This window comes from Glycocaulis sp. (assembly GCF_052168375.1).
Classification (GTDB): Bacteria; Pseudomonadota; Alphaproteobacteria; order Caulobacterales; family Maricaulaceae; genus Glycocaulis.
In genome coordinates, this window is sequence record NZ_JBQLZR010000038.1 from 1 (window position 1) to 2,846 (window position 2,846).

A 2,846-nucleotide genomic window follows, 5' to 3' on the forward strand; every position below is an offset into this window, starting at 1 on the left:
AACATGACTTTCCAAGATCGCCGGACAATGTCCTCGCGTCTTCGTGCCTTCTTTGCCGGCATCGTGCTGGCACTGGGCGCCGTCAGCGTTGCGCAAGCGCAAAGCGTGCTGGTCATCAACGAGGAGACCATCCTCACCGAAAGCCAAGTCGGCCAGCACATCGCCGCTCAGCTGCAAACCATCGGCACCGAGATCCAGACGGAACTCGAAGCCGCTGCCGCGCCCCTGACGCAGGAAAACGAGGCTCTTCAGGCCGAAACCTCTGCGCTCAGCCAGGAAGCGATCCAGCAGCGCCCGGACCTGATGCAGCGCATCCAGCAGCTGCAGCAGAACGCCCAGCAACTTGAGCGTCTGCGCCGTCTGCGCCAGCAAGAGCTGGTGGCAACCGAGCGTCAGGCTCTGCAACCGGTGCTGCAAACCCTGCAAACCGTTCTTCAGGAGCTTGTGACCGAGCGTAACGCCTCGATCCTGCTTGACCGTTCGCAAGTCGTTTACGCGGCCGACAGCGTGGATGTCACGGCTACCGTCATCGAGCGTCTGAACCAGCGCATCCAGACCACGCCCGTCACGCGGGTACGTGCGCCGGAAGGCGACGGCCAGCAGCAATAGTCCGGCTGTCCGGTGGCTACCGACACCCGGTTCTATCGCCTCGACGCGCCGCGTAGTGCCAGAGATATTGCCGGAGAGCTCGACGCCGAGCTTTCCGGCAATCCTGACTGTACGGTCAACGATGTTGCCTCGGCAGAAGCACCCCGTCCGGGTGCTCTTGTCTTTGTGGGCGGGGACGTCTTTCCCGAAAGCCTTCAGGGTCACGACGGCATCGTCATCGGCAATGAGGCGGCTCTCGGCTCTGAGCGCCTTGGCTCAGGCGGAGCCTTCATTCGCCATACTCATCCGAAGGCGGCGTTCGCAATCATTGCGGCCGGGCTCGTGCGGCCGCGCTCTGATCTTCAGGACACTGCCATTCACCCAACGGCCCGCATCGCCAGCGATGCCGTCCTGTCGCCGGGTGTCTGCATTGGAGCTGACGCTGTCATTGGCAGTCAGTGTGTCCTTGGTCCCAATGCCGTTATCGGTCATGGGGTCGAGATCGGCGACAGATCCCATATAGCGGCCTGCGCGGTTGTGAATTTTGCAAAGCTTGGGCGGGGCTGCCGCATCGGGCCGGGTTCCGTCATCGGTGAGGCAGGCTTTGGCCTGGCTCCAGGGCCGGCAGGGCTTGTCGAATTACCGCATTTCGGCCGCGTGGTGCTAGGCGACAATGTGCGCCTGGGTGCCAATTGCACGATTGATCGCGGCATGTTTGGCGATACGCTTCTGCGCGACGGCGTAAAGCTCGATAATCTCTGCCATATTGCGCATAATGTGGATGTCGGTGAGCACACTCTGATGGCCGCATTTGCGGGCATATCGGGCAGTGTGAAGATCGGCAGGGGCTCGCAGTTCGGTGGCCGGGTCGGCGTGGTGGACCACGTCAATATCGGCGAAGGCGCCAGGCTCGCGGCCAACGCTTCGCCAGCCTGGGATGTACCCGCAGGGGAGACCTGGGCGGGCCAGCCAGCCCAGCCGATACGCAGCTGGCTGCGTGAGCTGGCCGTGCTCAAACGCCTTGCAGCGCCGAAAAAGCGGGGCAGGACAGAAGGCAAACAGGAACCGCAGGGCGATTGACGCTCCGCGACAGGGGGCTGAATGACAGACGCAGGCATCATGATCGGTCCGGATGAGATCCTCGCCCGGCTTCCACACCGCTTCCCGTTTCTTCTCGTCGACCGCGCGCACAGCTATGTCGAGGGGGAGTCCATTGTCGGCATCAAATGCGTGTCGGCAGGTGAGCCCTATTTTCAGGGGCACTTTCCAGAGAACCCGGTCATGCCCGGCGTCTTGATGATCGAGGCTCTCGCCCAGACCGGCGCGCTCCTCATGTCAAAGACCTTGCAGGCCGACATCGCCAATACGCTGATCCTTTTCATCGGTGTGGACCGGGCGCGCTTTCGCAAGCCAGTGCGGCCAGGCGATGTGCTGGAAATGCCCGTACGCGTCGTGGCCAACCGGCGCGGTCTGTTCCGCTTTGAAGGTGAAGCGCTGGTCAATGGTGTCAGGGTCGCTGAAGCCGAGTTTTCAGCTACCTCTGCCCAACGTCAGGCCGCAGGAGACCCGCAGTGACCACGACCATTCACCCAAGTGCGATAGTCGACCCCAAGGCCCGCCTTGGCGAAGGGGTGGAAATCGGGCCGTTCTGCCATGTCGGGCCGGATGTTCAGATCGGTGACCGCACGCGCCTGATCTCGCATGTCAGCATCCTTAACCGCACTGAACTGGGGCGCGAGTGCGTGGTCCATCCCTTTGCCGCGCTCGGTTCTCCGCCGCAGGACTTCAAGTACAAGGGCGGGGATGTGAATCTCGTGATCGGTGATCGCAACACCTTGCGAGAGCATGTCACCATGCATCTGGGCACTGAAACGGCGCGCGGCACAACGAAAGTCGGCAATGGCGGGTATTTCATGGTCGGGGCGCATGTCGGCCATGACTGCATCGTCGGAGACAATGTCGTGTTCGCCAATAATGCGACGCTCGGCGGCGAAGTCGTGATCGGCGATTATGTCATCATGGGCGGCCTTTCGGCGATCCACCAGAAATGCAGGATCGGCCGCTATGCCTTCATCGGTGGCGGTGCTCCGGTAACCGGCGACGTCATTCCCTATGGCATGGTGGACAATCACGGCTATCTCGCGGGCCTCAACCTGGTTGGCCTCAAACGGCGGGGCTTTTCGCGTGACCTGATCCACGATCTGCGCGCCGCCTACCGGCTGATCTTCTCTGCGGAAGGCGCCTTCTCCGAACGCATC

General features: G+C 62.3%; 4 protein-coding genes. All 4 read left to right on the top strand.

Going from position 1 to position 2,846, the window contains the following annotated elements:
• Positions 1–27 precede the first annotated feature (27 nt).
• Entirely contained in the window at positions 28–609 is a 582-nt protein-coding gene (locus ACTS2Z_RS01450; RefSeq protein ID WP_442571456.1) for an OmpH family outer membrane protein, read from the top strand.
• Between the two features lie 12 nt (positions 610–621).
• A complete protein-coding gene (lpxD, locus tag ACTS2Z_RS01455) occupies positions 622–1,668 on the top strand; it encodes a UDP-3-O-(3-hydroxymyristoyl)glucosamine N-acyltransferase (protein ID WP_442571457.1) in 1,047 nt (348 codons plus the stop codon).
• 21 nt (positions 1,669–1,689) lie between these two features.
• The gene (gene fabZ, locus ACTS2Z_RS01460; RefSeq protein WP_442571458.1) at positions 1,690–2,163 is read left to right on the top strand and encodes a 3-hydroxyacyl-ACP dehydratase FabZ; all 474 of its coding nucleotides are present in this window, start codon (positions 1,690–1,692) and stop codon (positions 2,161–2,163) included.
• Positions 2,160–2,846, top strand: a 687-nt coding sequence (gene lpxA / locus ACTS2Z_RS01465; protein WP_442571459.1) for an acyl-ACP--UDP-N-acetylglucosamine O-acyltransferase, incomplete at its 3' end; no start/stop codon positions are given. The genes fabZ and lpxA, both read left to right, overlap by 4 nt.

Bases quoted from the DNA above. Each gene is read 5' to 3' on its own strand.
- ACTS2Z_RS01450 (WP_442571456.1), top strand. From the start codon at position 28: ATGTCCTCGCGTCTTCGTGCCTTCTTTGCCGGCATCGTGCTGGCACTG.
- fabZ (WP_442571458.1), top strand. From the start codon at position 1,690: ATGACAGACGCAGGCATCATGATCGGTCCGGATGAGATCCTCGCCCGG.